This is a genomic window from Weizmannia sp. FSL W8-1119, from assembly GCF_038008605.1.
GTDB classification, from domain to species: Bacteria; Bacillota; Bacilli; order Bacillales; family Bacillaceae_C; genus Weizmannia; species Weizmannia coagulans.
In genome coordinates this window covers 559,842-585,507 of the sequence record NZ_JBBOZL010000001.1, presented here as the reverse complement: position 1 = coordinate 585,507, position 25,666 = coordinate 559,842, and the positions used below count along the sequence as shown (strand labels likewise).

The 25,666-nt window shown below is 47.7% G+C and carries 20 protein-coding genes; 3 read left to right on the top strand and 17 right to left on the bottom strand.

Annotated features, from left to right (window positions below; genetic code table 11):
* Window position 1: 1 nt before the first annotated feature.
* Window positions 2–1,489: an amidase gene (locus tag NSQ19_RS02730; protein ID WP_340703162.1), complete on the bottom strand. Its 1,488-nt coding sequence runs from the start codon at window positions 1,487–1,489 to the stop codon at window positions 2–4.
* A 123-nt stretch (window positions 1,490–1,612) separates the two neighbouring features.
* Between NSQ19_RS02730 and NSQ19_RS02725 the strand changes: the two genes are divergently transcribed.
* The gene (locus NSQ19_RS02725; RefSeq protein ID WP_340702328.1) at window positions 1,613–2,104 is read left to right on the top strand and encodes a general stress protein; all 492 of its coding nucleotides are present in this window, start codon (window positions 1,613–1,615) and stop codon (window positions 2,102–2,104) included.
* A 48-nt stretch (window positions 2,105–2,152) separates the two neighbouring features.
* On the opposite strand, the gene prpB is transcribed toward NSQ19_RS02725, so the two are convergent.
* The 11 genes from prpB to NSQ19_RS02670 form a co-directional block, all read right to left on the bottom strand.
* Window positions 2,153–3,079, bottom strand: coding sequence for a methylisocitrate lyase (gene prpB, locus NSQ19_RS02720; protein WP_237348948.1), 927 nt, complete (start codon window positions 3,077–3,079; stop codon window positions 2,153–2,155).
* A 15-nt stretch (window positions 3,080–3,094) separates the two neighbouring features.
* On the bottom strand, window positions 3,095–4,552 hold the full coding sequence (prpD, locus tag NSQ19_RS02715) for a 2-methylcitrate dehydratase (protein ID WP_340702327.1): 1,458 nt from the start codon (window positions 4,550–4,552) through the stop codon (window positions 3,095–3,097).
* Between the two features lie 109 nt (window positions 4,553–4,661).
* Window positions 4,662–5,783, bottom strand: coding sequence for a citrate synthase (mmgD, locus tag NSQ19_RS02710; protein ID WP_340702326.1), 1,122 nt, complete (start codon window positions 5,781–5,783; stop codon window positions 4,662–4,664).
* Between the two features lie 267 nt (window positions 5,784–6,050).
* Window positions 6,051–6,425 carry a DUF956 family protein gene (locus NSQ19_RS02705; protein ID WP_237348945.1) on the bottom strand — a complete coding sequence of 125 codons (375 nt, stop codon included), beginning with the start codon at window positions 6,423–6,425 and terminating at the stop codon, window positions 6,051–6,053.
* Between the two features lie 312 nt (window positions 6,426–6,737).
* Window positions 6,738–7,649 carry a PTS system mannose/fructose/sorbose family transporter subunit IID gene (locus NSQ19_RS02700; RefSeq protein ID WP_340702325.1) on the bottom strand — a complete coding sequence of 304 codons (912 nt, stop codon included), beginning with the start codon at window positions 7,647–7,649 and terminating at the stop codon, window positions 6,738–6,740.
* Window positions 7,650–7,668: 19 nt separating this feature from the next.
* Window positions 7,669–8,478, bottom strand: a complete 810-nt coding sequence (locus NSQ19_RS02695) for a PTS mannose/fructose/sorbose transporter subunit IIC (protein WP_029142005.1) — start codon at window positions 8,476–8,478, stop codon at window positions 7,669–7,671.
* 36 nt (window positions 8,479–8,514) lie between these two features.
* Window positions 8,515–9,483, bottom strand: coding sequence for a mannose/fructose/sorbose PTS transporter subunit IIA (locus NSQ19_RS02690; protein ID WP_340702324.1), 969 nt, complete (start codon window positions 9,481–9,483; stop codon window positions 8,515–8,517).
* Between the two features lie 73 nt (window positions 9,484–9,556).
* Window positions 9,557–10,060 (bottom strand): PTS system mannose/fructose/N-acetylgalactosamine-transporter subunit IIB, encoded by a 504-nt coding sequence (locus NSQ19_RS02685; protein WP_019722201.1) that lies wholly within the window; start codon window positions 10,058–10,060, stop codon window positions 9,557–9,559.
* Between the two features lie 335 nt (window positions 10,061–10,395).
* On the bottom strand, window positions 10,396–10,701 hold the full coding sequence (locus tag NSQ19_RS02680) for a PRD domain-containing protein (RefSeq protein ID WP_340702323.1): 306 nt from the start codon (window positions 10,699–10,701) through the stop codon (window positions 10,396–10,398).
* Between the two features lie 370 nt (window positions 10,702–11,071).
* Window positions 11,072–13,936, bottom strand: a complete 2,865-nt coding sequence (locus NSQ19_RS02675) for a sigma 54-interacting transcriptional regulator (RefSeq protein WP_340702322.1) — start codon at window positions 13,934–13,936, stop codon at window positions 11,072–11,074.
* A 454-nt stretch (window positions 13,937–14,390) separates the two neighbouring features.
* Window positions 14,391–17,114 (bottom strand): GTP-binding protein, encoded by a 2,724-nt coding sequence (locus tag NSQ19_RS02670; RefSeq protein WP_340702321.1) that lies wholly within the window; start codon window positions 17,112–17,114, stop codon window positions 14,391–14,393.
* A 309-nt stretch (window positions 17,115–17,423) separates the two neighbouring features.
* Here NSQ19_RS02670 and NSQ19_RS02665 point away from each other — a divergent pair, with 309 nt between their 5' ends.
* The gene (locus NSQ19_RS02665; protein WP_340702320.1) at window positions 17,424–18,476 is read left to right on the top strand and encodes a lactonase family protein; all 1,053 of its coding nucleotides are present in this window, start codon (window positions 17,424–17,426) and stop codon (window positions 18,474–18,476) included.
* 211 nt (window positions 18,477–18,687) lie between these two features.
* Here the strand turns inward: NSQ19_RS02665 and NSQ19_RS02660 are convergent, their stop codons facing one another.
* The 5 genes from NSQ19_RS02660 to NSQ19_RS02640 all read right to left on the bottom strand — a co-directional run bounded on the left by NSQ19_RS02660 (window position 18,688) and on the right by NSQ19_RS02640 (window position 24,081).
* Window positions 18,688–18,996, bottom strand: a complete 309-nt coding sequence (locus NSQ19_RS02660) for an MTH1187 family thiamine-binding protein (RefSeq protein ID WP_013858492.1) — start codon at window positions 18,994–18,996, stop codon at window positions 18,688–18,690.
* A 371-nt stretch (window positions 18,997–19,367) separates the two neighbouring features.
* Complete coding sequence (locus tag NSQ19_RS02655; protein ID WP_042512392.1) at window positions 19,368–20,783, bottom strand: ISLre2 family transposase; 1,416 nt, start codon at window positions 20,781–20,783, stop codon at window positions 19,368–19,370.
* Between the two features lie 133 nt (window positions 20,784–20,916).
* The gene (locus tag NSQ19_RS02650) at window positions 20,917–23,046 is read right to left on the bottom strand and encodes a YhgE/Pip domain-containing protein (RefSeq protein WP_340702319.1); all 2,130 of its coding nucleotides are present in this window, start codon (window positions 23,044–23,046) and stop codon (window positions 20,917–20,919) included.
* A 194-nt stretch (window positions 23,047–23,240) separates the two neighbouring features.
* A complete protein-coding gene (locus NSQ19_RS02645; protein WP_017554123.1) occupies window positions 23,241–23,789 on the bottom strand; it encodes an HD domain-containing protein in 549 nt (182 codons plus the stop codon).
* Window positions 23,790–23,892: 103 nt separating this feature from the next.
* Window positions 23,893–24,081, bottom strand: a complete 189-nt coding sequence (locus tag NSQ19_RS02640) for a hypothetical protein (RefSeq protein WP_026685048.1) — start codon at window positions 24,079–24,081, stop codon at window positions 23,893–23,895.
* Window positions 24,082–24,311: 230 nt separating this feature from the next.
* Here NSQ19_RS02640 and NSQ19_RS02635 point away from each other — a divergent pair, with 230 nt between their 5' ends.
* A complete protein-coding gene (locus tag NSQ19_RS02635) occupies window positions 24,312–25,526 on the top strand; it encodes a 3D domain-containing protein (RefSeq protein WP_061565691.1) in 1,215 nt (404 codons plus the stop codon).
* The last annotated feature ends 140 nt before the right edge of the window (window positions 25,527–25,666 follow it).

Here is a 25,666-nt window from a genome sequence, read left to right as displayed (position 1 = left end):
TTTAAAGGCAGGGATTCCCCTGCATGCCAACCCAAAGTTCCGACTGTTCAAGCGCATATGCGACATCCAGCAGCCAATGTTCATTTCCTTTCGGCGCCACCAGCTGTATCCCGAAAGGAAGCCCGGCCGCCGTTATATGGACCGGCAGGCTGATCGCCGGCTGCCCGGTTAAATTGGCGAGCTGCGTAAATGGGGAAAACGTTAAGCTCGGCTCAAACATTTCATAGACAAGCGCCTGCTGCTTTTCTTTCGGGAGCCCGGTGACGCCAAACAATCGATCCCGCTCTTTCCCGGTCTGGGTAAGCTCCCCGATTTTCGGCGCAGTAAAAGCAGTTGAAGGCGTAAGATACAGATCATACGTTTCGTGGAATCCCGCCATTTGTGCTGCGGCCTTATCCCACTCCGCAAGGCTCTTTGCGTATTCTGCCGCCGTGACATTTTTCCCGGCAGCATACAAGACCCACGAAACCGGCTCCATATCTTTTTCCGTAAGCGGGCGTCCAAGTGCGCTTTCCAAATCCGAAAGTTCCGCCGCCATTTCCCCGCAGTTCATTAAATAATAGTTTTCCATCAGCCGTCTGCCGTCAACGCCGTTTTCGGCTTCTTCCACAAGATGGCCCTCCTGCTCCAGCCATTTTGCCGTTTTATAGACAGCCTGTTTTGCGTCGCGGCTGACAGGCGTCCCGACCGGCGATTCAACCGAAAATGCGATCCGGTATTTTTTCGTTCCGCTCTGTTTTAGTTCCTGTACATATCCCGGAAAAAGCGGCGTTTGAAAAGCAGCGGCGGGTTCCACAGTTTGCAGCACATCGAGGAGCGCTGCGCTGTCTCTGATTGTTTTTGCCAGCACGAAGTCAATGGCCGCCCCTTGCCATTGCCGTCCACGTCCCGGCCCGACTGGTGTCCTTCCCCTTGTCGGCTTTAATCCTATTAAACTTGTAAAAGAAGCAGGAATGCGGATCGATCCGCCGCCGTCGCTTGCACCGGCAACCGGTACCATCCCGGAAGCCACCGCAGCCGCGGAACCGCCGCTTGATCCGCCGGGTGAAAAATGGGGATTCCACGGATTGCGCGCCGGACCGTAAAGTTCAGGTTCCGTAATATTTTTTAATCCAAATTCCGGTACGTTTGTATGTCCGAGAATGATAAACCCCGCTTCCTTCAATTTTGCCGTAAAAAAAGCATCTTCTCTGGCACGGTTTTGCTGCAGCAGTTTTGATCCGGATGTGAGCAGCTCGCCCTTTACCGCCTGGGAAATGTCTTTGAGCAAAACCGGCACGCCGGCAAATGGCTGCTCATCTGTACGGAGCGCGGCCGCTTCCTTCTTTGCTTTCTCAAACCGTGTCCGGATGACGGCATTTAAACGCCTGTTTGTTTTTTCAATCCGGGCCATTGCCGCCTCCAACACTTCTTCCACACTCACTTCTTTTCGCTTTATGAGCCTGGCCAGTTCTGTTGCATCATACGATAGATATGCAGATTGTTCTATCTCAATCCCTCCATTCAATCTTATATTGACTGAATTTTATGGATATGTCAAAACCTGCGAAAACCGTTTAACCCTTTTTCTACCGGGTAAAAGTGCACTATCACCGTTAGGAGGCAGATAGAGATGGCAAAAGAAGTAGTTGGCATTTACACAACATTGCAGGAAACGATTAACGCAGTAGACCGGTTGACCGCAGAAGGCTACAGCACTTCCGATATTTCCATTATTTCAAACGGGAATGATGGGACTTTATTGAAAAACCAGACCGGCGCAAATGTGGACCACACCTCTTCTGCCCCGGATGAACAAAACAGCTCTCTCTGGGAGAAAATCAAAGGGTTCTTCAAGCCGGGCTATTATGACGAAACGACAAGAAAACTGACCAATCTCGATCTCCCGCAGGACGAACTGGACCGCTATTCGGCCGAAATTGATGCCGGACACTATCTTGTGCTCGTAGATAATGATGCTTCTGCCCTCAATGAAACGGCCGCTCCCGGAACAGCCGATCCTGCCGCAGAAGTTTCCGGCCAAACAACAGGATCCGGATTGAAAAACGAATTTGGCGAAAACTACTCCACGACGCAGGAGAAATCTAAACAGGCCGGCCGCTAAGTTGAATAGGGCAACCCCGCGCGCAAAAAGCGGGTTTGCCCTTTTTCTTTACGTTGATGATGAAGGATCAGGCGTAACAGGAAGAATCGTTTTAGCGATCGACTGGTCGAGCGCTTCAAATTCCTCTAAAGAAATCGTGCTGTACAGCTCTTTCCTCGTCTGCATGTCGGAGAGGGCATTTTTTTGCGTCCCTTCGTTCTTAATCTTTTCAAATACCCGTTCATAAGCCTTTGCGGCAACGCGCAGCGAAGTGACAGGATAAATAACCATGGCATAACCCATTTCTTCGAATTCTTCCGCCGTATAATAAGGGGTTTTGCCGAATTCGGTCATGTTGGCAAGGAGCGGCGCTTTTATTTTTTCCGCAAATAAACGGAACTCCTCACGGGACTCGAGCGCTTCCGGAAAAATGGCGTCCGCACCTGCCTCCACATAGACGTTGGCCCGCTTCAGCGCCGCTTCCACGCCTTCCACGCCTCTCGCATCCGTACGGGCTACAACGACAAGCGACGGCGTCACACTTTTCAACGCCCTGATTTTCTCGCACATTTCAGATGCAGTAACGAGCTGCTTCCCGTTTAAATGCCCGCATTTTTTCGGAAGCTGCTGGTCTTCAATCTGAACAGCCGCAACACCTGCTTCGACCATTTCGCGGGCGGTGCGGGCAACGTTCAGCACGCCGCCAAAGCCGGTGTCAATGTCAACAAGAACCGGTAAATCGGTGGCACGCACGAGATCACGTGCACGCTCCGCCATTTCCGTCGATGTGATCATGCCAAGATCCGGAATCCCTTTGCTCGCGGTATAGGCAGCGCCTGATAAATAAAGCGCCTCAAACCCTGTGTTTTTTGCAATGAGTGCCGCCATTGCATCATGCGCGCCGGGGATTTGCAAAATGCCTGGTGCCTGCATGCGTTCCTTAAACCGTTTGGCAAGCGCCTCCTGTGAAGACGGCTGATTGACAATCCAAACCATGGTGCAACATCCTTTCTACAAGGTGAATAAATTGACGAATTCATGAACGGCCATTTTTTCAAGCGCTTCTCCCGCAAGGCAGGCTTCTTTGATCCTTTCCTGCTGCTTCGCGGAATAGTGGGTGGCGATATTATCCGAAAACTTGGTGATAATTTTCGGGATCGCTTCTTCCCTTCTGAAGCGGTGGCCAAGCGGATACTCGACTTCCACATTTTCAGTTGATGTGCCGTCTTCAAAAAAGACTTGTACGGCATTCGCGATGGAACGTTTATCCGGATCAAGGTAATCGATGCTGTATTGTTTGTTTTCAACAACTGCCATTTTTTCCCTTAATGCATCAATGCGCGGGTCAGCGGCGGCTGCGTCTTCATAATCGTCCGCCGTAATATTGCCTTTGATCAAGCCGACTGCCGTCACATACTGGATGCAATGGTCGCGGTCAGCAGGGTTATGAAGCGGCCCTTTTTTATCAATGATGCGGATGGCGGACTCATGCGTCGTAATTGTAATCCGGCTGATTTGATCCAGTTTCCCAGCTACAACCGGATGGAGTTTGACTGCGGCTTCCGCTGCTGTCTGCGCATGGAATTCTGCCGGATACGACACTTTAAATAAAACGTTTTCCATCACATAGGAGCCGAGCGGGCGGGCCAGTTTCAGTTCTTTCCCTTTAAACATAACGTCCTGAAATCCCCAACCGGGTGCGGAAAGCGGCGTTTGATAGCCCATTTCCCCTTTCATCGCAACAAGCGCAAGCGCCACGCCCCTGCTGGTTGCATCGCCGGCCGCCCATGATTTGCGCGAACCGGTATTCGGCGCGTGCCGGTATGTGCGCAACGGGCCGTTATCAATCCAGGCGTGGGAAACGGCGTTCATGATTTCGTTTTTCCCTCCACCAAGCATTTTTGTCGCAACAGCAGCCGTCGCCACTTTGACAAATAAAACATGGTCAAGCCCGACGCGGTTCAAGCTGTTTTCCAAAGCAAGCACACCTTGGATTTCATGGGCTTTGATCATGGCCTCAAGCACATCGCGCACTTTGAGCGGCGCTTTCCCATTGGCAACGCGCGTTCGGCTCAAAAAATCCGCAACAGCAAGGATGCCGCCGAGATTGTCAGAAGGGTGCCCCCACTCCGCCGCGAGCCACGTATCGTTGTAATCGAGCCAGCGGATCATGCAGCCAATATTAAACGCCCCCGCAACCGGATCGAGCACATAGGAAGTGCCTGGCACATGCGTCCCGTTCGGCACGGCCGTACCCGGGACGACCGGCCCGAGCATTTTTACACACTCCGGAAAACGGAGGGCGAGAATGCCGCATCCGAGCGTATCCAAAAGCCCGTAACGTGCAGTCTCAAAAGCTTCGGAACTCGTAATCTCTTTGTCTGCCACATAACGGGCAATTTCTTCTATCAGGGCGTCCCGCTCCCCTGTTTTTTCATTTACAGCGGTTGTACCGGCCAATTTAAACATTCCCCTTTCCAAACTTTATCTGCAGGTCAAAGCCCGGATCATTTGAGACAGCGTTTCAATCCCGGCTTTTTGTTCACTTTATCTCTTAATGGTCCAGCCTTTTTAAAACTTAATCTTGCGGATGCAAACCGCGCGGGCCTTTGTATTGGACGCGCGGACGGAACAGGCGGTTGTTTTCATGCTGCTCCATAACGTGTGCGCACAGCCCGACCGTTCTTGAGCTGAAAAAGATCGGCGTATAAAGCGGAATCGGAATGCCGAGCATCCAGTAAACTGGGGCTGCATAATAATCGAGGTTCGGATAGAGCCCTTTTTCCTGCGCCATAATTTTTTCCCCGGCTTCGCACATTTCAAGCAGCGAATGATCCCCTTTTTCCTCACAAAGTTCCTTCAGCGCTTCTTTCATCATCAGGGCGCGCGGATCCATCTTTTTCATGTAGACGCGGTGGCCGAATCCCATTACTTTTTCTTTATTTTTCAGTTTCTTATAAAGCATTTCTTCGAATTTTTCCACCGTGCCGGCTTCTTTCAGCATTTCCATCACCGCTTCATTGGCGCCCCCGTGCAGATGGCCCTTGAGCGATGCCACCGCGCCCGTTAACGCCCCGTATAAGTCGGACAGCGTGGAAGCAATGACCCTTGCCGTAAAAGTCGAATTCGGCAGTTCATGTTCGCTGTACAGGACGAGAGAACGGTCGAAAATGCGTTCCTCCCTTTCCGAAGGGACTTTGCCGGTGATCATGTACAGGAAATTGGCGCTGTACGGCAAATCCTGCCGCGGTTCAACCGGGTCTTCGCCGTTTAAAAGATGGTAGCTGTTCGCGACAATGTTCGGCACATTCCCGAGCAAATGGTATGCACGGTTTAAATTGGCTTTGCGGGAACGGTCCAGCAGGTTTTCATCATACCCCGAAAGCGCCGAAACCCCCGTACGGAGCGCATCCATCGGGTGGGTGGATGCCGGCAGCAGCCTCAAAATGTCCAGCACAGCTTCCGGAATCCGGTAGTTTTTCTTTAAAGTTTCTTCCAACGCTTTTTTCTCGGCACCGTTCGGGAGCGTTCCTTCGAGAAGCAAATGCACGATGTCCAGATAGCTTTTCTTTTTCGACAACTCAATCAAGTCATACCCCTTTAAAACGATTTCGCCCTGGGCCGTATCAAGAAAAGAAAGCTCCGTTTCAACAGCGACAACCCCTTCAAGCCCCGGCACAAACTGTGTCGTGTTTCCCATCTCCATCCATCCTCCGTTTCTGTATTTTGCCAAAACTGTAAGCACTTACAGTTTTATGTAAAAAAACAAAGCTGCCCACATCCCTGATACTTTCATAAAAAAACATATCATAATATTTACAAAATGGCAACGCCCACAGGCTCCGGATGGCGCTGCGGACGGCCCTGTGCAAAAAAGCCGGCTTCAGGAAAATTTTTCATACGCTTCCTGCCATTTCTGGGAACGGCCAACAAAAAAAGACAAGTTTAACCTGCCTTGTCTTTCAAACTATTGCTTTTTCGGTTTTCTTTTAAAACTGCGCTTCACAACATCAAAGAAACTCAGCGACTGGACCATCCGGTTCGGGTCGACATATTGGCGGACCGCCCGCAATACTCTTTTCGGATCTTTGGAAGAAAAGGTGTATGTCCCGTTTTTCTTCGTTTTGATGGCATAACGTGGGATCCATTTTCCCTTGAACATGACGGAAGCGATCACGTAATCGACTTCTTCCCAAGGAATTTGAATGAATTTGCGCACATCGCGCTCATTGAAAAATTCAAATCCTTTATCGCCGATCATGATCTTGCCGTAATCTGTCAATCCCATATGCGAGGCTGCCTTTATCACCAAATCCACTTTTGTATTGATTGATTGGACCATTTGATCCACCCCGTTCTTTTCTTTTTGTGTTCCAAAAATTGATATCTATACAGCTGATCTTGATTTCCGGATCTTTGCTTCCAAAAAGGGGCCTGGTTGGCCGGTGAAACGGCTGTACGTCCCGTCTAAACCGGGGCCGGCTCCCAAGGCAAAATGCCGAAAGCGGCTTTTATAATAGGGAAGGCCTCTCCCTTATTATACGAAGTTTTATTGCCTGAAGCAAAACATACTCAGGATCCGCGTACAACCCGGGGGCTTTCGGTTTCTTTGAAAAAAGCCCAGGCCAGAAAGCCCGGGCATGTGCCTTTTCTCTTACATTAAGTGAATTAAATGGAATACGATACCAACAACAAACAATCCAAGAATCATAACGATCGGAGACACTTTCTTTTTCAAGAGCCACATGCAGAACAGCGTCAAAAGCAATGGGGCAAGGCCCGGAATTAAGCTGTCCAGGTTGTCTTGCAATGTCGTGACTTTGACCGGGTCCAGTGAGAGGCCGGCAGCTTGCTGTTCGAGCGCCGTTTTAATCCCTTGCGCTCCGGCAGGCAAATGATCCCAGTCAATATAAGCGCCTTTAGAAAGTTTTACTTGTGATACAACCGGTGTAAATTTAATCGATACCCACCGGTTAACCAGTGCGCCAAGGATAAACATCCCAAGGATTGATGCGCCTTTTGTAATATCCTGAAGAATGCCGCCCGATAAGTCCTCCGTAATTCTTGAACCGGCTCTGTAGCCGAATTCTTGCGTATACCACAGGAATCCCATCCGGATGAGGTTCCATGCAACGAAGAAAATAATTGGCCCGAGAATGTTGCCGTCCATTGCAAGAGAAGCACCTAACGCACCAAGGATTGGCCTGACCGTGAACCAGAATACCGGATCCCCGATCCCTGCCAGAGGCCCCATCATCCCGACTTTCACACCTTGAATGGCTGTGTCGTCAACGGGGGCGCCGTTTGCACGTTCTTCTTCAAGCGCTAAAGTTACACCAACAATCGGTGCAGCGACATAAGGGTGAGTGTTAAAAAATTCCAAGTGGCGCTGCAGGGCAGCAGAACGGTCTTCTTTCGTTTTATATAATTTTTTGATGGCCGGAATCATGGTATATGCCCAGCCGCCGTTTTGCATCCGTTCATAGTTCCAGGAACCTTGAAGGAAAGTTGAACGCCACCATACAGAAATACGATCTTTTCTAGATAATTTTAGTTCTTGTGCCATTTTTCTGTCCGCCTCCTTCTTAGTAATTGTCAATAATATCGCCTAACGGATCGCCGGTGTTTGCATTTCCGCCGCCTTTACCGGAGCCGCCTTGTTTGGAGAGCGCCAAATAAATCAGTGCAAGTGACACACCGATACCGCCAAGGCCGATAAGGGTAATTTGCGAAACAGTTGCCAAAACGAACCCAATGGCGAAGAACGGCCAAACTTCTCTTGTCGCCATCATGTTAATGACCATTGCATAACCAACAGCAACGACCATTCCCCCGCCGATTGCAAGGCCATCTGTCAACCAAGCTGGCATGGCGGATAACAAGTCACGCACTGGCCCTGCGCCAATGGCTAAAACCAGGACAGCCGGAATCGCAATACGCAGCCCTTGCAAGCAAATCGCAACAATATGCCAAAATTCAACTTTTCTAATGTTTCCTTCCCGTGCTGCGGCATCCATTAAGTGGACAATCCCTGTTGCAATTGTACGAACGATGATGGTCAATAAAAGGCCGGCAACCGCAAGCGGGACGGCAATCGCGATTGCAGAAGTTACACCGGCTTTGCCTGCACCGCTTAAAACTAAGATAATGGCAGACGCAACAGATGCAAGCGCAGCATCAGGCGCTACGGCAGCCCCGATGTTTGCCCAGCCCAAAGCGATCATTTGCAGGGTACCGCCTAAGATAATACATGGCACCAAGTTACCTGTAACGAGGCCAATTAACGTACAAGCAACGAGTGGCTGATGGAACTGGAATTGGTCCAAAATCCCTTCCATACCAGCTAAAAATGCTACGATAAAGACTAGTATCATTTGGACAATATTTAAATCCATAACGAGTCGTCCTCCCTTTTCTCCTGATGGGCAGGATTATTTTTGTTTGTTCAGCTCTTCCTGAGCCCTTTTGAGAATTTCGTCCATGTCGCCTTTTGCATCGCCCGGAACTTTGCGCACATCAAATTTCAAACCAAGTTGTTTCAGTTTCTTGAAAGTATCGACATCGTCCTGGCTGAAGGCCAGTACCTTGTTTGCCTGGACTTTGCCCGGCGAGTGTGCCATGGAACCGACGTTGATTGTTTTCAATGGAACGCCGCCTTCAACCGCCCGGAGCACGTCCTGCGGGTTTTCAAAAAGGAGCATGGCGCGCTGGCCGCCGAAATGCTGGTCATCCTTTGCAAGTTCAATCATTTTACGGATCGGAACAACGTGTGCTTTTACACCCGGAGGCGCAGCCTGTTGAATCAGTTTCTTTCGAAGTTCGTCCTTCGCTACCGCATCCGATACAACGATAATGCGCGTAGGCCGTGTCGCTTTTGTCCAAGCAGTTGCGACTTGCCCGTGAAGCAGGCGGGAGTCGATCCGTGCCAGCACGTATTCAAATTTGCCAGGAGCCCCCACCGTTAACGGTTTCCCGGCAGCCTTGGAAGGTGCGGCCGGCTGTAATGCTTCAGGCCTTACTTTCACGCCTTCTTTCGCTGCGCCTAAAATATGCGCGGCAATGTCATGGGCTTTGTTCATCGTGGCGCGCGCTGCAAATGCTTCAATGAGCATTGGCAAGTTCATGCCTGAGACGATGGCCCACTTGTCTTTGTGTTCTTCAAACAAGCTGTTGGCCTGGTTGAAAGGTGTTCCGCCCCAAAGATCGACTAAGAAAAGGACTTCATCCTGGTTGTCGAAAGAGGCGACTGCTTCTTTCATTTTTGCCTTTACATTATCAGGGCCTTCGCTCGGCATCAATGTAACAGCTTTTACATTTTCCTGCTTTCCGAAGATCATCTCTCCGGATTGCAAGACACCATTGGCGAAATCGCCGTGACTGGCAATGATAATTCCTACCATCTTCTTACCTCCCTATTCGTATTGTTACAGTATCAATCTTATAAATAAGTTCTAAAGAACCTGTAACCAAAATTCATGGATGAAGCAGTTTCTCCTTTTTGATCAGCTGCATCAAATCGATTTTCCGGTCGGCAGGCACTTGGCGGATTTCCAATTCGATGCCGAGTGCAGCCAGCTTCGCAAAGGCCTGGACATCATCCTCATTGACTGAAATAAAATTGGTGATCATCTTCTTGCCTTCCGTAAAACGCATGCCGCCGATATTGATCGATTTCAAACCAACCCCTGCCCGGACAACCTCCAGTACATCCTGTGGCGAAACAAACAGCAGCATCGCTTTCATTTCGTCAAACAGCCGGTTTTGGTAAAGTTCAAGCAGTTTTTGCTTCGTGATGACATGTGATTTGATGCTCGGTGGTGTCGCTTGCCTCAACAAAAGCTTTCGAAGCTCGTCATTGGCGGCTTCATCATTGACCACTAAAATCCGGTCAATCCCAACTGCCCTCGACCAAACTGTGGCAACCTGGCCATGAATCAAACGATCATCAATGCGCGCAAGCCGTATATCCAATGCCATCCGACCACCTCCTGCTAATCAATCGTAAAAAACTTGCCTTTCCGCCTTTTATAATGCAAGATGTGTGCCAACTTTTGAGTATCAAAAAACAGCCCTTGTTAAATAAGCGTTTTCAGTATCCCTTTATGTTTATGATACACAAACCGTTTATTTAATACACATTGAAAAAGGGTTTTATTTTTCATTTCACTACTGTATTAAAAAGTTCTGCAATATCCGTATCATTTTGATACTTTTGGCCTGCATGTGCATTCTGTATCTGTGATATCCCTCCGTCTTTTTCCCCAGCATAAAAAAAGCCTGCAAATAGCGAAACTGCGATTTGCAGGTGAGAATTACTGCACGGCTGCAGTTTGCTCGGTGGATAAATGGTCGATCATATCTGCAATATAATAGAGTTCATCATCCGACAGCCTCAATTTCAGCTGGTCTTCAAAAATTTGCGCCGCCTTTTTATATTTTTCGATTTTAGCAGCTTTTTCCGGCGTGATGTCATTTTTGTAAATGAGGCCGGACTGGGTGACCATTCTTTCGAGCGCGCAACCGATATGAATATTCATATTGATTTTTGAAGCGTTGTTAAACGGCCTTTCCGCTATTTTTTCAAGGGAAGTGACAAACGCCGTAATCGCTGCGATCACTCATCAATGCGCGCAAGCCGTATATCCAATGCCATCCGACCACCTCCTGCTAATCAATCGTAAAAAACTTGCCTTTCCGCCTTTTATAATGCAAGATGTGTGCCAACTTTTGAGTATCAAAAAACAGCCCTTGTTAAATAAGCGTTTTCAGTATCCCTTTATGTTTATGATACACAAACCGTTTATTTAATACACATTGAAAAAGGGTTTTATTTTTCATTTCACTACTGTATTAAAAAGTTCTGCAATATCCGTATCATTTTGATACTTTTGGCCTGCATGTGCATTCTGTATCTGTGATATCCCTCCGTCTTTTTCCCCAGCATAAAAAAAGCCTGCAAATAGCGAAACTGCGATTTGCAGGTGAGAATTACTGCACGGCTGCAGTTTGCTCGGTGGATAAATGGTCGATCATATCTGCAATATAATAGAGTTCATCATCCGACAGCCTCAATTTCAGCTGGTCTTCAAAAATTTGCGCCGCCTTTTTATATTTTTCGATTTTAGCAGCTTTTTCCGGCGTGATGTCATTTTTGTAAATGAGGCCGGACTGGGTGACCATTCTTTCGAGCGCGCAACCGATATGAATATTCATATTGATTTTTGAAGCGTTGTTAAACGGCCTTTCCGCTATTTTTTCAAGGGAAGTGACAAACGCCGTAATCGCTGCGATCACTTTCTTTGGGTTTAAAAAGGTTAAAAATTCATTCAGGCTTTCTTCCGTCATTTCCCGCACCATTGCCGGAGACCTTGGCGGTTGTTTCAGCAGCTGGTGGTTGTGAATGAGATGGGTGACCTGCGTTTCCCCGTCACCCATAAACAATGCTTCAAGCGGAACAAACGGGGCCTGGACTTTCGGATCGGCAATCCCGACAGCGAGCAAAATGTCATATTTCTGCATCAGCGTTTCTTTCTTTTCTTCTACTTCGTTGATCGGCAGCGGGATAACGGCAATATTGTTTTTGCCGATGTTTTTGAGCAGTCTTGTAATCAGCTGCTTTAATTTTTCCGCCGTCCCTTCCCCTGTTGAACAGACGGAAAGAATGGCCTGCGGTTTGACAGGCTTCCCTGTTTCCCGCGGTTTGCTTTCCATCTGGTAAGATCCGTAGCCGCGGAATTCCTTTAACGACTCATAAATATCGTCGAGGTCCATCTCCATAATCGTCGCTTTGCGGATCGCTTCAATGACGAGCGCCGTTGTCACCATATCGATGGTCCGCGTTTTGATGCCCGTTTCCTGTGTAATAATATCGCCGAACCCGGTCAGCGAGCCCATATCGACAAGCAGCAGGACACCTTTTCCCATATCAATTTCTTTTACCCGCCTCTTCATTTCCTCCAAAACATATTTCGGGTCCATATCGAGCGGCATATCGATGCAGTCCACATTCGATTCGCCCAGGAGGCTTTTCACAACACTTACCATGCTGCTTGCCGTGCTGAACCCGTGTGCGGCAACAAGGATCGCCACCTGCTCGGCCTTTTGTTCGTCTATGAGGGATGTGAGTAGAATCGTTAAATACATGGCTTCTTTTACCGGCACATGCACGCGGTATTTTTCCCCGATCATTTTGCAGATGTCAAGTGACAGCTGATACTCCTGCGGCCGGTCATTGATGACATTTTCGATATTCGTATAATTGGCTACCTGCTGGTTTTTTACCCGCTTCAGGAAGGAAGTCAAATGCAGGCTGAATGCCAGCAAAAAACGTTCATTTACTTTGCACTTCAGCCGCTTTTCCACGATATCCTGCACTTCTTCGCTGAAATTAAGGATATCTTCACTGACAATTTTTAAGATTTTCTCACGGTTCAGCGCATAGCTTGAAAACTTATTGTAAAACTTGTTTAAATGGATATCGATATCCAGCTTCAGAAACCGGTTAATGTCTTCATCCGACACGTCCTGTTCCATCATAAAACTGACTTTGTCCTCGATGATGTTGTACAGGTTAAAATCCGGTTCGTATGGGTCTTCTTCAAAGAGCGCCTTGTTTTCCCCTTCCGGATAAACCGTCAAATATGAATCAATTAAATCAGAAATCTCCTGGATTTCCTGGCGTTTTCTACTAAAATAGAAGAAACCGTTTTTCAGTTCGGAAGGCAAATCTTTAAAGTGGATGGTGATGACATCATCGTGCAGGCAGTGCAGAAAACCGTTGGCGCAGACAAGCTGTATGTTGGATTTCAACTGCCCGACGTTGCCGTATGACGTATTGCCGATTAATGCCTTCATCGATTCCGCATCAATTTTAATCGGTTTTTGGACGCGGTTTGCTTCAATGGCAAGCAGAAATTTCAAAATCTCAATCTTGTCAATTGCCGGTCGTTCTTCAAAAGACGGAATCCGGATCAGAATCGGAATACGGCGGACAAACGTTTTCAGCAAAGAAGATTCCGGGTCTTCCGTTGTCGCCCCGACGATCAGGACATTGGCGTTGCGATTCCGTTCGGTTTCCCCGAGCTTTGCATACGTCCCCGTATCCATAAAGTAAAAGAGCATTTCCTGGCCTTCAGGCGGGAGCCGGTGGATTTCATCGAGAAACAGCATGCCGCCGTCCGCTTTGGAAACAAGGCCGTCTTTTTCGCTGTCCGCACCCGTAAAGGCGCCTTTGATATGCCCGAAAATGTGGGAAATGAGCAGCTGCGGGTTATTTGCATAGTCCGCGCAGTTAAAGACAATAAACTGGGCGTCTTCGTCCATAAACGGTGCTGCCAGTTTTGCATAATTGAACATCAAATTGGCAAACAGCGTTTTCCCGACACCGGTCTGGCCGACAATGAGCGTATGAAGGCCATGCGGGGGATAGAGGACGGCCGCCTTTGCCTGTTCGACCTGCACTTTCAGGCTTGTTTTCGAACCGATCAGGTCATCAAAGGGATTCGTTTCCCAAGCGGTATCATGATTCGCAGACGGGCCGTTGCCCGGATCCGGGGATTGCCCGCCCGTCACTTCAAGTATATTTTCATATTCATATTGATCTTCCGGCAATTTCGTTCCCAGAAGGTCTTCCATGATTTGTTTGACCAAGTAATGAACCGGGCGGCCTTTTATTTTGATAATCCGTTTCTGCCGCAGCAGCTTGTTCAGCTCGGCACTGACATTGTTTCTTAAAATGCCAAGGTCTTTTGCGATATCCGAAGCCGTAAATCCTTCTATACGGATCCATTCATCAAGCGTTTTGCCTTGCGACTGTTCAACAAGATACGCGTAAATGCGGTCAATGCGTTTCAAATTGCCACCCCATTTCTAAGTATAAACTGTATCTTAATAGTATCACGAATGTATCATACATAATAGCAGGAATATTTGCGAACATGTGTCAAGTTTTTGCCGGAAGGGGGCTTATTTTTAATACACTTCAGGCTCCGCGGTGCTTCCGGGAAAACAGGGCAGGAAAAAACAGCGCCGCATATGGGCGCTGTTCATCCAACAATTTCCGGCCGTTTCAAGCCGTTTCCATCCTTCTGCTTTCCGCAACATCCGGCCGGTTAATTTTTTTGTTCCGGAACCGGTCCATGCATGTATTTCCGGCGGAATCCAGGCGGTTCATTTATGATCTTATATTATTGAGGGCTTGCTAAATCAGCACTCGGGCCCCATTTTCAGCACTTTAGCCATGCGTTCAGCAAGCCCCGTTTACCCCTTAAATCTTGTACCTGCCCCGTCCATCCGCCTTGCGAAAAGCTTACACTTTCCCGCCTGTTTTCTGCCCGAGTTGCATCCATTCAAACTGGCGGAGTTTCAGCTCGAACAATTTCAGCGGATCCTGATACACTTCCGGATTTTCTTTCATATTCTCCAGCATCTCTTTTGTTTCGGCAATGGCCGCCTCTGTTTCCGCAATGGTTTCGCGGAGAACTGTTTCCGGATTTTTAAAGAACAGGCGGACATCGCGCTCAAGCCCTTGTTCAAACAGCTCGAATTGCAGCATCACTTTATTCGTGACAAGGTTTGCAATTTCCGTATAATCTTCGCTTTCGATAAATTTTTTATAGCGGTTATACAGCATCGTTTTGTTTTGCGAAAGCACGCCAAACAATTTGCCCGCGCTCTTTAACAGGACCTGCTGCGGCGTATGGCGCAACAATATATTGACCGGTTCAAAAGGAATTCCGTTTGCCATCCGGTCCGCATCACGCCGCCAGTCCTCCATAATTTTAAAATCACAGGCAAGCACAAGAATCTCTTCCCCGTACAACTTATTAAACCCTTCCGCCATTTCATCAAGATAATCCTGGCTTTGCTGCAATTCCCCTTCTGACGCTTCTATCCACTCCGCCACCAGTTCCTCGTATTTCGGGGAAATGGTCGTCTGCAAAAAGTGCCGGATCCGTTTGTTCATTTCTTCATTCAATTCAAGATGAATTTTCCGGAAATCACTGTCCGGCTTAATAAAATCGGCGCTTTTCCGTAAAATTTCCGGAATCCGGTTTTGCAGTTCATCGCGGATTTTCTGGGTCATACTGTGGTAGGACGAGCGGACCAGTTCGGTTTGTTCATGGATGACATCCTGAAGCTGGTTTGCCGCCCCGTTTAATTTTGCGTACAGATCTTCATGCCGGTTGATTGACTCTGCCAGATGCTGTTCATTTTGCAGCCTTTGTTTCAGCAAATCGGCAATCGATTCCCGGATGCAGTGCGAAAGTTTGTCAATCCGGCTTTCTTCCAGGTTTTCCGGCTTGAAATTTTGCCGGAAAAAGCGGGCAAGATCCAGTCCTGCTTCCCGGGATGCATAATTGGACGTATAAGGGTGCAAGTTTGCCTGCGGAAAAATTGTTTTTACCTTTTGTACTGTTTCTTCCACTAAATCTGCCGCTTCCTGCTTGCTGTATATCATATCCATTTTGGACAGCAAAAAGTGAATCGCAAGCCCGGGCACTTGTTCCTTCATTTTCAACAGCATATCCGCTTCTTTGTCTGTAAGGGGATCATTTGCATTTAAAACGAATAAAACGCCGTCAACAAAACGCAAATACTCGTATGCTTTTCCCCGCCCCGGCCCGTTCAGCCCGGGTGTATCGATGAAAATAAGCGCATTTTCTTCCAGGAACCGGCTCGGGCCCCGCCATTCAAGCATGTCCCCGGGCTCCGGCGCCGCATTGTCCTCTTCCGTTACAGGCGAAATGCCTTTGTCCGAGATCACAGAAAGTGCATGTTCATCATCATGGCGCACCGCCATCACAAACTGTGTCGGCCGTTCGGGCAGCGGGTCGGCCAACACCGACTGGATAAAGGCCGTCTTGCCGCTGCCGTTCATGCCGGCAACGAGAATATGCTGGACATCAAAGTCAATCAGCTCCCTCGCCATCCATTTCAAACGGGTGCTGACAGATAGCCCGTTCCTTTTTGCCCATTGCATAATGGAATCAAAGAGCCGGAGCGCATATTCAAGCTGGTCCAATGTTTGCTCCGCATGATGCAAAATCGTTTCCGCATCGGCAATTTGCTGCGGCCCGATGCTGCCCGGAAAAAGATCGCCCCATGCGAGAACCGCAGTGGATGCTTGAAGGGCGTGCGCCTGGTCCGTGATCCGCAGCCAGTTCGTTAAAATGCCCGGCATCACCGGTGCCAGTTGTTCTAACAGATAGCTGCCGCTGATTAAAGAAAGATAGGTTTCCCCGTAAATGGCAGACAGCTCGTGCCACGTTTCAAGCGAATGGAGTTCAAGTCCGGCAAAAAGGCCGTTAAATTCGCGGAGCCAGCCAAGATACACGCCCTCCGTTTCGTAAGACCGCCAAAACGCAACCGCCAGTTGTTCAAACTGAATTTGATCCACCTTGTATAAAACGGACAGCGCATCCCGAAAATAATCCGGCGCAATCGTTTTGGTATGCCCATTTTCAATATACGACTTTAAAACTTGAAACCAGAACAGCGATTCAGTGCGGATGGATTCATTGACAGCCAGTTCAACCGCATTCATCCAGTCTTCGTTTTTTTCAAAGTAGGCACGGGCGATTTTCGTCACATTCGGATAGTCCGGGTTCATGGCGACCGCTTGTTTGATCGTCTGGACAGCCTGTTCATGCTTTTGCTCCTCCATATAAAGCGAGATAAGCTGAAGCGCAATCTCCGTCTTTAATACCATGGAGTCTGTCTGGACCGACTTGTAAATTTCTTCGGCCATGCTGGTGAGGCCGAGTTCAAAATAAGCATCCCCCATGTTTTTTTGCGCCCACGGTTCAAAGTCGTTATGTATGCTTTCCCATTTAAAAACGGCCGCTTCGTAATCTTTATAATGAAAATAAATTTCCCCTTGTGCAAAGCGGATATAGGAAAGATCGGCATTTTCAAGGGCGTTTTCTTTTTCGAACGCTTCCCCGAGCACTTCAAGCGGATGGCGCTCTTCCCCTTCTTTGATAAACGTTTCATAATAAGATTTTTGGACAAACTGGTCTTCCGGCTTCATGATTTTCCTCCTCACACGGCCTTTTATATCTCTATCATATGGCATCCGGGATGCAGCGATGTGTAGAATTTTGTCGATTACTTTATTTTATCAAAACATCTCCAGCAAAAAGTTTCAGTTCGCTTTCAATTTTGATACAAAAATGAAACATTTGCCATATTTTCGCTTGCATGCCGGCAATTTTGAACATGCTTCCCGTTTATCACGCCGTTTCCGCTCATGGCATCATACCCGGAAAAGCGCCGGAATGAACGGGAAACGTTTTCTATGTTATAATATTCACATTACAGATGGGAAGGAGCATCAGCCATGGGAAAGACAAAATGGACAGGGTATGCCGGCACCTATACAAAAGGCGCCAGCGAAGGGATTTACACCTTTACCCTTGATACAGAAAAAAAGCAAATTGAAGATGTGAAAGTTGCCGCCAGACTGGGCAATCCAACTTATCTTAATATCACGGCAGACAACCGCAATCTGTATGCCGTTGTCAAAGAAGGCAGCCAGGGCGGGGTTGCGGCTTTTTCAATTGATGCGGAAACCGGTGCTCTAACAGAGTTGAACCGCCAGTTATCCGGCGGCGCCTCCCCGTGCCATGTCAGCGTGGATTCAGCCAAGAAAACGGTCGTCTCCGCCAACTACCATAACGGGACGGTCAGCGCCTATCTGACAAACAAAGACGGCAGCCTGCAGCCGGCAGTAAGTGTTATCGAACATACCGGCTCCGGCCCGAACCCTGAACGCCAGGAAAAACCGCACGTCCATTTCGCAGACTTTACCCCGGATAAAAAATATGTCGTCGCGGTGGACCTCGGCAATGATACGATTACAACGTACGCGCATGATGGCGGCAAATTAACGGAAAAAGCCGTCCTTTCCGTCCGCCCGGGAAGCGGCCCGCGCCATCTTGCCTTTCATCCAGGCCGGAAATTGGCCTACTGCATGACAGAATTGAGCAATGAAGTGATTGTGCTCGAATTTGACGAAGCTTCCGGCACGTTTAAAGATGTCCAGTATATCAAAACGATTCCGGAAGATTTTACGGAAAACAGCCAGGGAAGCGCAATCCATCTCTCTTCCGACGGCCGTTTTGTTTATGCCGGAAACCGCGGCCATGACAGCATTGCCGTGTTTGCAGCCGGCCCGGACGGCAAACTGTCCCTTGTTGAATACACTTCAACCGAAGGAAGCTGGCCGCGCGACTTTGTGCTTGACCCGACCGAAAAATTTGTCGTTGCCGCAAACCAAGAATCGGGCACGCTCGTTTTATACGCCCGCGATCCGGAAACCGGGATCCTCACTTTGCTGCAAAAAGACGTCCCGGTTCCGGAAGTGGTTTGTGTAAAATTTTTGCACGGGTAAAATTTTAGCGATTCAAAAGGCGGGTCCCGGTCCGCTTTTTGCTTTTTCCGGGGAAATTCTCATCATTTTATCATTTTCATTTCACAAGTTTTTCTTTTTCATGTTTTACATTTAGGACAGCGGCAAGGAATTGCAGCAAACCATATTTGGCCAGGCTTCCCCCAGAGCCTGGCCAAACCTCCTTTTATCATACCGGCCTTGTGCCGGTTTTTTATTGGCCGAGTTTTTCGGCGACGGAGGCCAGTTTTCCTTCCATCGTGAGCTGTTTGTCCCTGCGGTCGTCGATGCGGATATTCGTTTCAACACGCTTTACGCCATTCGAAAAAGGGATTTCATGCAGTTTTTCAATGATTTCAAACAGGTCATGGATGTCCCCTTCTATTAAAGTGCTCATCGGGGTCAGCTTGATTTTCACCCTTCCCTGTTCTTTTCCCAGCGCCTTCTCAATCTCCGCCACATATTTGCTGATGCTTGTTGAATCCGTTCCGACCGGAAATATGGTAATATCGGCAATCGCCAATGCAATCCCCTCCTAATATTCTTCTTTCTTATTATAAACCAACTTTATTTTTCATGTCTTCCTTCTCATTTTTCGTATGTGTCAAGTTTTTCTCGACAAGGTTTAAATATCGGGTATTCCAAGACACTCTTTTTGTACACTTTCGGCTACCGTGCTTCACTTGCTCGGTGTAATTTTCGGAAAAGATGTGATATTTCCGTATAAAGATGGACAACGGGGATGTTGAGGCGCGCGAAATTCACTCGCTTTCCGCGGGCGGCCGGCGAGCCTCCTCGCTCGTACCTCGCTGCGGGGTCTCTCCTGGCTCGCTTTTCCCGCAGGAGTCTCGTAAATTTCGCGCGCCTCAACGATCAGTCCCCACTGAGCCAAGCTTAAAACGAAAGCTCTAATATTTTGCTTAAATGTCCCATTGCCGATGAACTGCTTGAATGCAGGGCAACTGATCCGTGCTTTACGCCCACTGACGGGCGTACAGGCTGCTTGAGTAGTTGAGACATCCTGATGGATTGTTTCAAGTTCCGTTGCTTTCTCTCGCTTCTTGAACGGTGTTTCAGATAGGCTTCTCTCAATGTCCCATTGAGTATGCCTTGTTTGATTTTCACCATGGCTTCTGCGCCAAGTTCACTCCAATGCATGCCCCTTTTTTTCATCCTGAAGGAGATATGCCTTTGATTCGATTCCATCGCTCCCAGGCCTCTCGCACCTTCCGGCACGTTTTTCACCCTGTCTCTCCAGTCAAAAATGCGGTCCCAGTTTTTCAAGATATACGAACGGAATTCCTTGATTTTCTTGAGGGCCTTTTTATCCGTCAAGGTGCTTTCGTGCGTATCCAAATATAACGTGAATTGGTCTAGGTCATGCTTTCTAATCGCTTTTCTAATCTGCTCCTTGATCTCGCTCTTTCCGCCCCCAAATGTCCTTACAATGGCTTGTGCAACGTGGTAGGTATCCAGCTGGTTGAGCACCGGGAATTCCGACTGTGAGAATGCTGTTTGAAACCGTTCAGCTGTGTACCCAGCACCTCCATCACTGTTTGTAATGACATGCGCTTTTTCGAGGGAATAGGTGTTGGCAGCTGTGGCTTGGACTTCATCCCAAAATGTCTGAATGTCTTCCGTCGTCATGATGACTGTGGGCTGACGCAGGGAGACCCTTTTTCCATTGGTTTCCCAACCTTCATAGAGAATGGCATGGTGGACTTCCATACCCTGTTTCTTTTCCAGTCCCCGGATGAATACGCCATCTGCTTCGGAAAACAGGTAGTCTACCTTCTTCCCATCAGGCAGTGAAGCAGCTATTTCCATCTCTTCTACAAGGGCCTTGTCGGCTTCCGCCTGCGTTTTCCCTACGCGTTTCACCATTTCCCCTACAGTTGTATGACTAAGACTCACGGCTGTCCATTCTTTTAAAATATTAGCCGCCTCCCGATAGGTGTTCTCACTTGCCAACTCTGCCACCTTTAATTCCACTAACGGGCTATATCTCTGGTGGGGTAACAGCCCCAAGCATTCATCCAAAGGATAATGTGAGTTCCCTCTCTTATCACGCATTAATGATCGTTTAAAAGTCACACTTCCAAATAGAAACTGAACGCTTCTGTTATCACTCCGGCAGTACTCCCAGCCTTCCTCCAACTTCTTCTGTTTTATTGTTTTATCTAACTCCTCAAATACATCCCCAACCCATTGTGTAAAAACCTTCTGCATCAGAATTTTAACCTGTTCTTCAAACTCCATAAGACTCTTTGTATTCTTTAATAATCCAGCAATTATTGATATAATATCCATGGGAAGACCTCTCTCTAGATGTTCATTCAAGGTGTACATTTAGATGATAGAGTGTCTTCCCATTTTTTTCCACTCATTTGCCCCTTCGAGTAAAATTTTACACATACCATTTTTCTTGTCTATTCCGCTTTTTTCATTCGAATAGCCCGCTTTCTTTCCCTTTTCTTGTAAAACGTTCGGTCATACGGCTGAGCAGTTTCTTGGCTGCGGTCCCGAAAATAAGCGCAATTGCCAGAAATCCTGCCAGATAAATGATATCTGTGATCACAGCCTCCATCAGCATCCCGCCAACAGCTTCACGCATTAAGCCAATTCCGTAAGTAAATGGCAGGAGCGGATGGATATGTTGAAAGAAAGACGGTTCCACCTGGATTGGAAAAGTGCCGCCCGAACCGGAAATTTGCAGGACAAGCAGGACAATCCCAAGTGCTTTTCCCACATTGCCAAAAACAGAAACGAGTGTATAGACCATCACGGTAAAAACAGCACCAATCCCGATACCGAATAAAATAAACCAGGCTTTTTCCTGCACATCCACATGTAAAATAAAAAGGTCACCCGCCGCCGTTATCGCCGACTGGAAAAACGCAATCGTTAAAAACAGGAGCAGCTTGCCGAAATAGACTTGCCAGCTGGCATATGCGCCGTCACGATGGTGTTCAACCGACAGCAGGGATACCAGCAGCATTGCCCCCACCCAAAAAGACAGCACCGTATAAAACGGAGCCATGCCCGAACCGTAATTTTTGATTGGATATAGGACTTTTTCTTTCAGCGATACAGGCTGCTTTAAAAATTCGCTTTCTTCCTGTGCATCGTTCTTCAACAATTGAATCCACTGGTCTATATTTTCCTGTTTTTCAAACGCCCGAATTTTATCAGCCAGTTTCCTGATTTTTCTCTCAGCAGCCGGCAGTTCCGTTTCAGCCGTTTTCAATTTTGCCTTTCCGATTGCAAGCCCGGTTTTCGTATCGCGGAGAATCGCCTGGATTTCCGGCAGGCTGCCTTCCAATTTTTGAAACAGCTTGTTTGCTTTTGCACTGTCCTGCCCGGCTTGTGCCACAAATGTTTTTAAATCCGCGGCGATGGCTGCACCATCGTTTTCAAGCAGGCTGCCGGCGATGGCCCCGGCACGGCCGGCTTCCTGCTTTAGATCTGCCTGCAATGTTTCCGGCAGCAACCCGTTATTGACCTGTTGGAGCATTTTCCCGTTTAGGTCCTGCTGTTTTTGAAAGGATTGGCTGAGTGCAATAAACCGGGCTGCCATACGCTTAAGATGTTCCGAACCGGTTTCTTCAGCAGCGGTTCGGAGCAAATCACTGAACGCGTCAGAGATTTGCTTGCTATTTTGCAAAATTATCGTATTTTTTGGCGCTGTTTCTGCAATTTTCGTTTTGTCTGCCAGCATACTCACCTGGTTCGAGACTGCAGGGGCGGCATTCAGTGCTTCCAGTCCGGTTTTGATCACGGTATCCGTCTGCTCAAGCAAACTTCCAGTGTTTCCAAAAAAGCGGGACAAGTCCCCTGAGACGGTTTTGCCGTGTTTTGCAAGCAGCAGGACATCGGGCATCGCGCTTTCTGCCTGTTTTCTTACTGCGTCTGCTTTCGTAATATCCCGATCTGCCGTCCTGATGATCCGGTTAAGCTCCGGAATGTCTCCCTCCAATCTAAAAACCCATGCTTTAAAATTTTCAATATCCGGCAAATCCCTTTCAAGTTCAATGCCGATTTGATTAAACATTGTAAAAATCGCTTTGCTAACGGTTTTTACAAATTGCGCACTAATTTGCTGTGTAATAGCAGACGCACCCGACCCTGTTATTCTAGGCGCAATCGCATTGATTTTTTCATTAACGGTATAAGTAATGACCGGTTTCTCCGGCTTATCACCCAGGATGGAAGCCAGTTTTTCCGAAAAATTTTCCGGGATGGTCAGGCTCGCATAATATTCTCCGGTCTTTACGCCGCGTGCGGCTTCCTTCTCCTGCACAAACCTCCAGCCGAGCGCTTTATTTTGTTTCAACTTTTTTATAACTTCATTCCCGGCGTGTACTTTTTTTCCGTTGATCGCTGTCCCCCGGTCCAAATTCACAACGGCTACCGCAATTCCTTTTGTGTGGCCGTATGGGTCCCAGGATGCCTTGATGTTAAACCAGGCATACAATGATGGAAGAATGATCAAGGCGGCAATGATCAGGCTTGCTGCCCAGTTTGTTGTCATTTTTTTCAAATCAGTTGCATAAATCCTCCATACCTTTTTCATTGGCAGCCTCCAAGTGTTGTTGTATCTTTATGTTTTCCAACCGCTTGAGCTGTCATGCACACGCAAAAAAGCCTGTGCGTCTCCGTTTTCGCACAGGTAACGTTAATATGATGAATGAAGGCCGGTGCCCATATTCGCAGTTTTTCAAGCAACAAGTCCGTTATTTCACCGGCAATGTCTTGCCCTGCACTTATTCATGTCCGGATAACGCCGAAAACCTGCTTTATTTCCGACTGCAGCTGCTCCAGTAAAGGAAAAGAATGGTGCAACGCAATAGTTTCTGCAATCTTTCTATAGTACCATTCCTGCTTTTCTTTTCCACGGCTAAACGCATTCCACACGCTTTCCCCGCTTTTTCGCAATTCTTCGTGTATCGTTTTCAAGTTATGGAGTTTATCTGCGCATATGAGCATACAAATTTCCTCTTCTGCCGTTTTTAATCGCTCGATGGTATGCTGCTTCCGTTCCTCCCACCGCACATTTTTAGGCGGTTCAGTGCAGGCTTCAACAATCCGGGCAACATTGCTTCCAAACTCGGCTTTTATCTCCTCGTTTGTCACCGCAGTATCTTCAACCGTATCATGAAGAAGCCCTGCTGTGACCACTTCTTTGCGGCAGCCTTCTGTTAAAAGCATCATGGCAACCGCATACGGATGCGCAATATACGGCAGGTCGGACGCTTTCCGGTATTGGCCTTCATGTGCTTTTGCCGCAAATTCAATTGCTTTTTCCACCATTTCCATAAGAAATTCCTCTCTTCATACAAAGCTGCTTTTATCATCATACCAAAACGGCGCGGCTATACATGAATGAAAATCGAAAAGCTCAGCACTACTTTTGGACTTCTTAAACATCAAAAGAATCCTTGACCGGCACAAAGGCACAGAATATTCCTTCCCATCCTGTCTGAATTGAAAAAGAAGCTGATCCTTGCTTCTTTTTATCTATTTTCTTTGCCTTTACCCCCGCGAATTCTTTTATGTTATCACTTTTTCCCACTTCTCGATATGCTTTATCCGACCATTGCTTGAGCACAGTGATTTGCCGCTGTACCCGCTTTATTTCTTTTTGCTGCTTTTCATACGCCTGGAGGCAGAAGTCTTATAACTGCCCATCATCATGCGAAAAAGCACCCAAATCTATCTTTTCCCTTTTTCGCATGATTTGAGTCCGTTTTCATTCTCGTAATATGAATTTAATCGTATTGTAATCTTCCTTTCTGCCTATTTGTGTTATAACAAGAGTACGGAGAAGGGAGTTGTCTTATGCACTTAAAAAGGCGAATTGCAGTTATGGCGTTTGCCATATTCGTTGGCACGGCACAACTAAATGCCTATGCAGAAACAGATCAAGGTTCCTTACAGAAAAAATTGGATGAAAATACGCAAACCATTCAAAAGAAAGAATCGGAGAAAAAAGCCGTCGAAAGCAAAATGGAAAATTTGCAAAAAGACTGGAACGCATTGCAATCATCCATTCAGAAAAATAAAGAAAATATCGCAGCAACTGAAGCGAAAATCCAGTCAGCAAAAGATTTGATTGAAAAGAAAAAAGAGGAAATCGTAAAGCTGGAGGACCAAGTTTCTGCACGGGAAGGCGTGATTAAAAAACGCCTCGTTGCCATGCAAAAAAACAACCAATACGACTATGTGATTGAAACGATTTTAAACGCGGAAAGCATTGGCGACCTGATCAACCGGGTCAGTGCAGTCGCGACACTGCTGAACGCTGATACAAGCCTTTTGGATCAGCAAAAAGCGGACCTTGCGAAAATTGAAGCCGATAAAAAAGCCATTGCAGACCAGGAAAAAGTGCTCGAACAGGAGCAGGCAAACTTGAAAAGCAGCCAGGCAAAACTGCAAACAAATTTAAAAGAAAAGGAAAAAGCATTGTCGGGATTAAAATCGAAGTATGACAGCATTCAAAATGAGCTGTCAAAAGCGGAACAAAAACAAACCGACTTGAATACGAAAATCAGCAACCTGCAAAAAGAAATAAAGGCACAGCAGGCGGCCGCAAAAGCAAGGGAAGAAGCCCTCGCAAAACAAGCGAGCGAAGCTGAAGCCGAAAAGGCAGCGGAAGCGCAAGCTGAAAAAACAGCAGAAACACAAGCGAAAAAACCAGCGGAAGCCGGTGCCGGGAAAACGGCCGGAACCAAATCCGCCGCATCTTCCGGCCACAGCACGCCACAAGGCAAATCCTTTTATGTGACGGCGACATCTTATAACCATGAAGATACGAAGCTGGATATTACCGCTTTGGGATATAACATTAAGAAAAACCCGAACATGAAATTGATCGCTGTCGATCCATCGGTCATTCCGCTCGGCAGCAAAGTCTGGGTTGAAGGATACGGGGTTGCCATCGCAGCCGATACCGGCGGTGCCATTAAGGGCCATATCATCGATGTCCTGATGCCGAACAAAAAAGCTTCCATCGCATGGGGGCGCCGTACGGTCAAAGTGATCATATTGAATTAAGAAAAAGCAGCCTTGAATCGATTCAAGGCTGCTTTTTTATATCCGCCTATGGCAGGCCCGCTCCTAACCCCGGCAAAAAACAGGCCCATGCTTTTCCCGGAAAGCGGGGCAAGCATGGGCACTTTTTTCGGCAGTCCGCC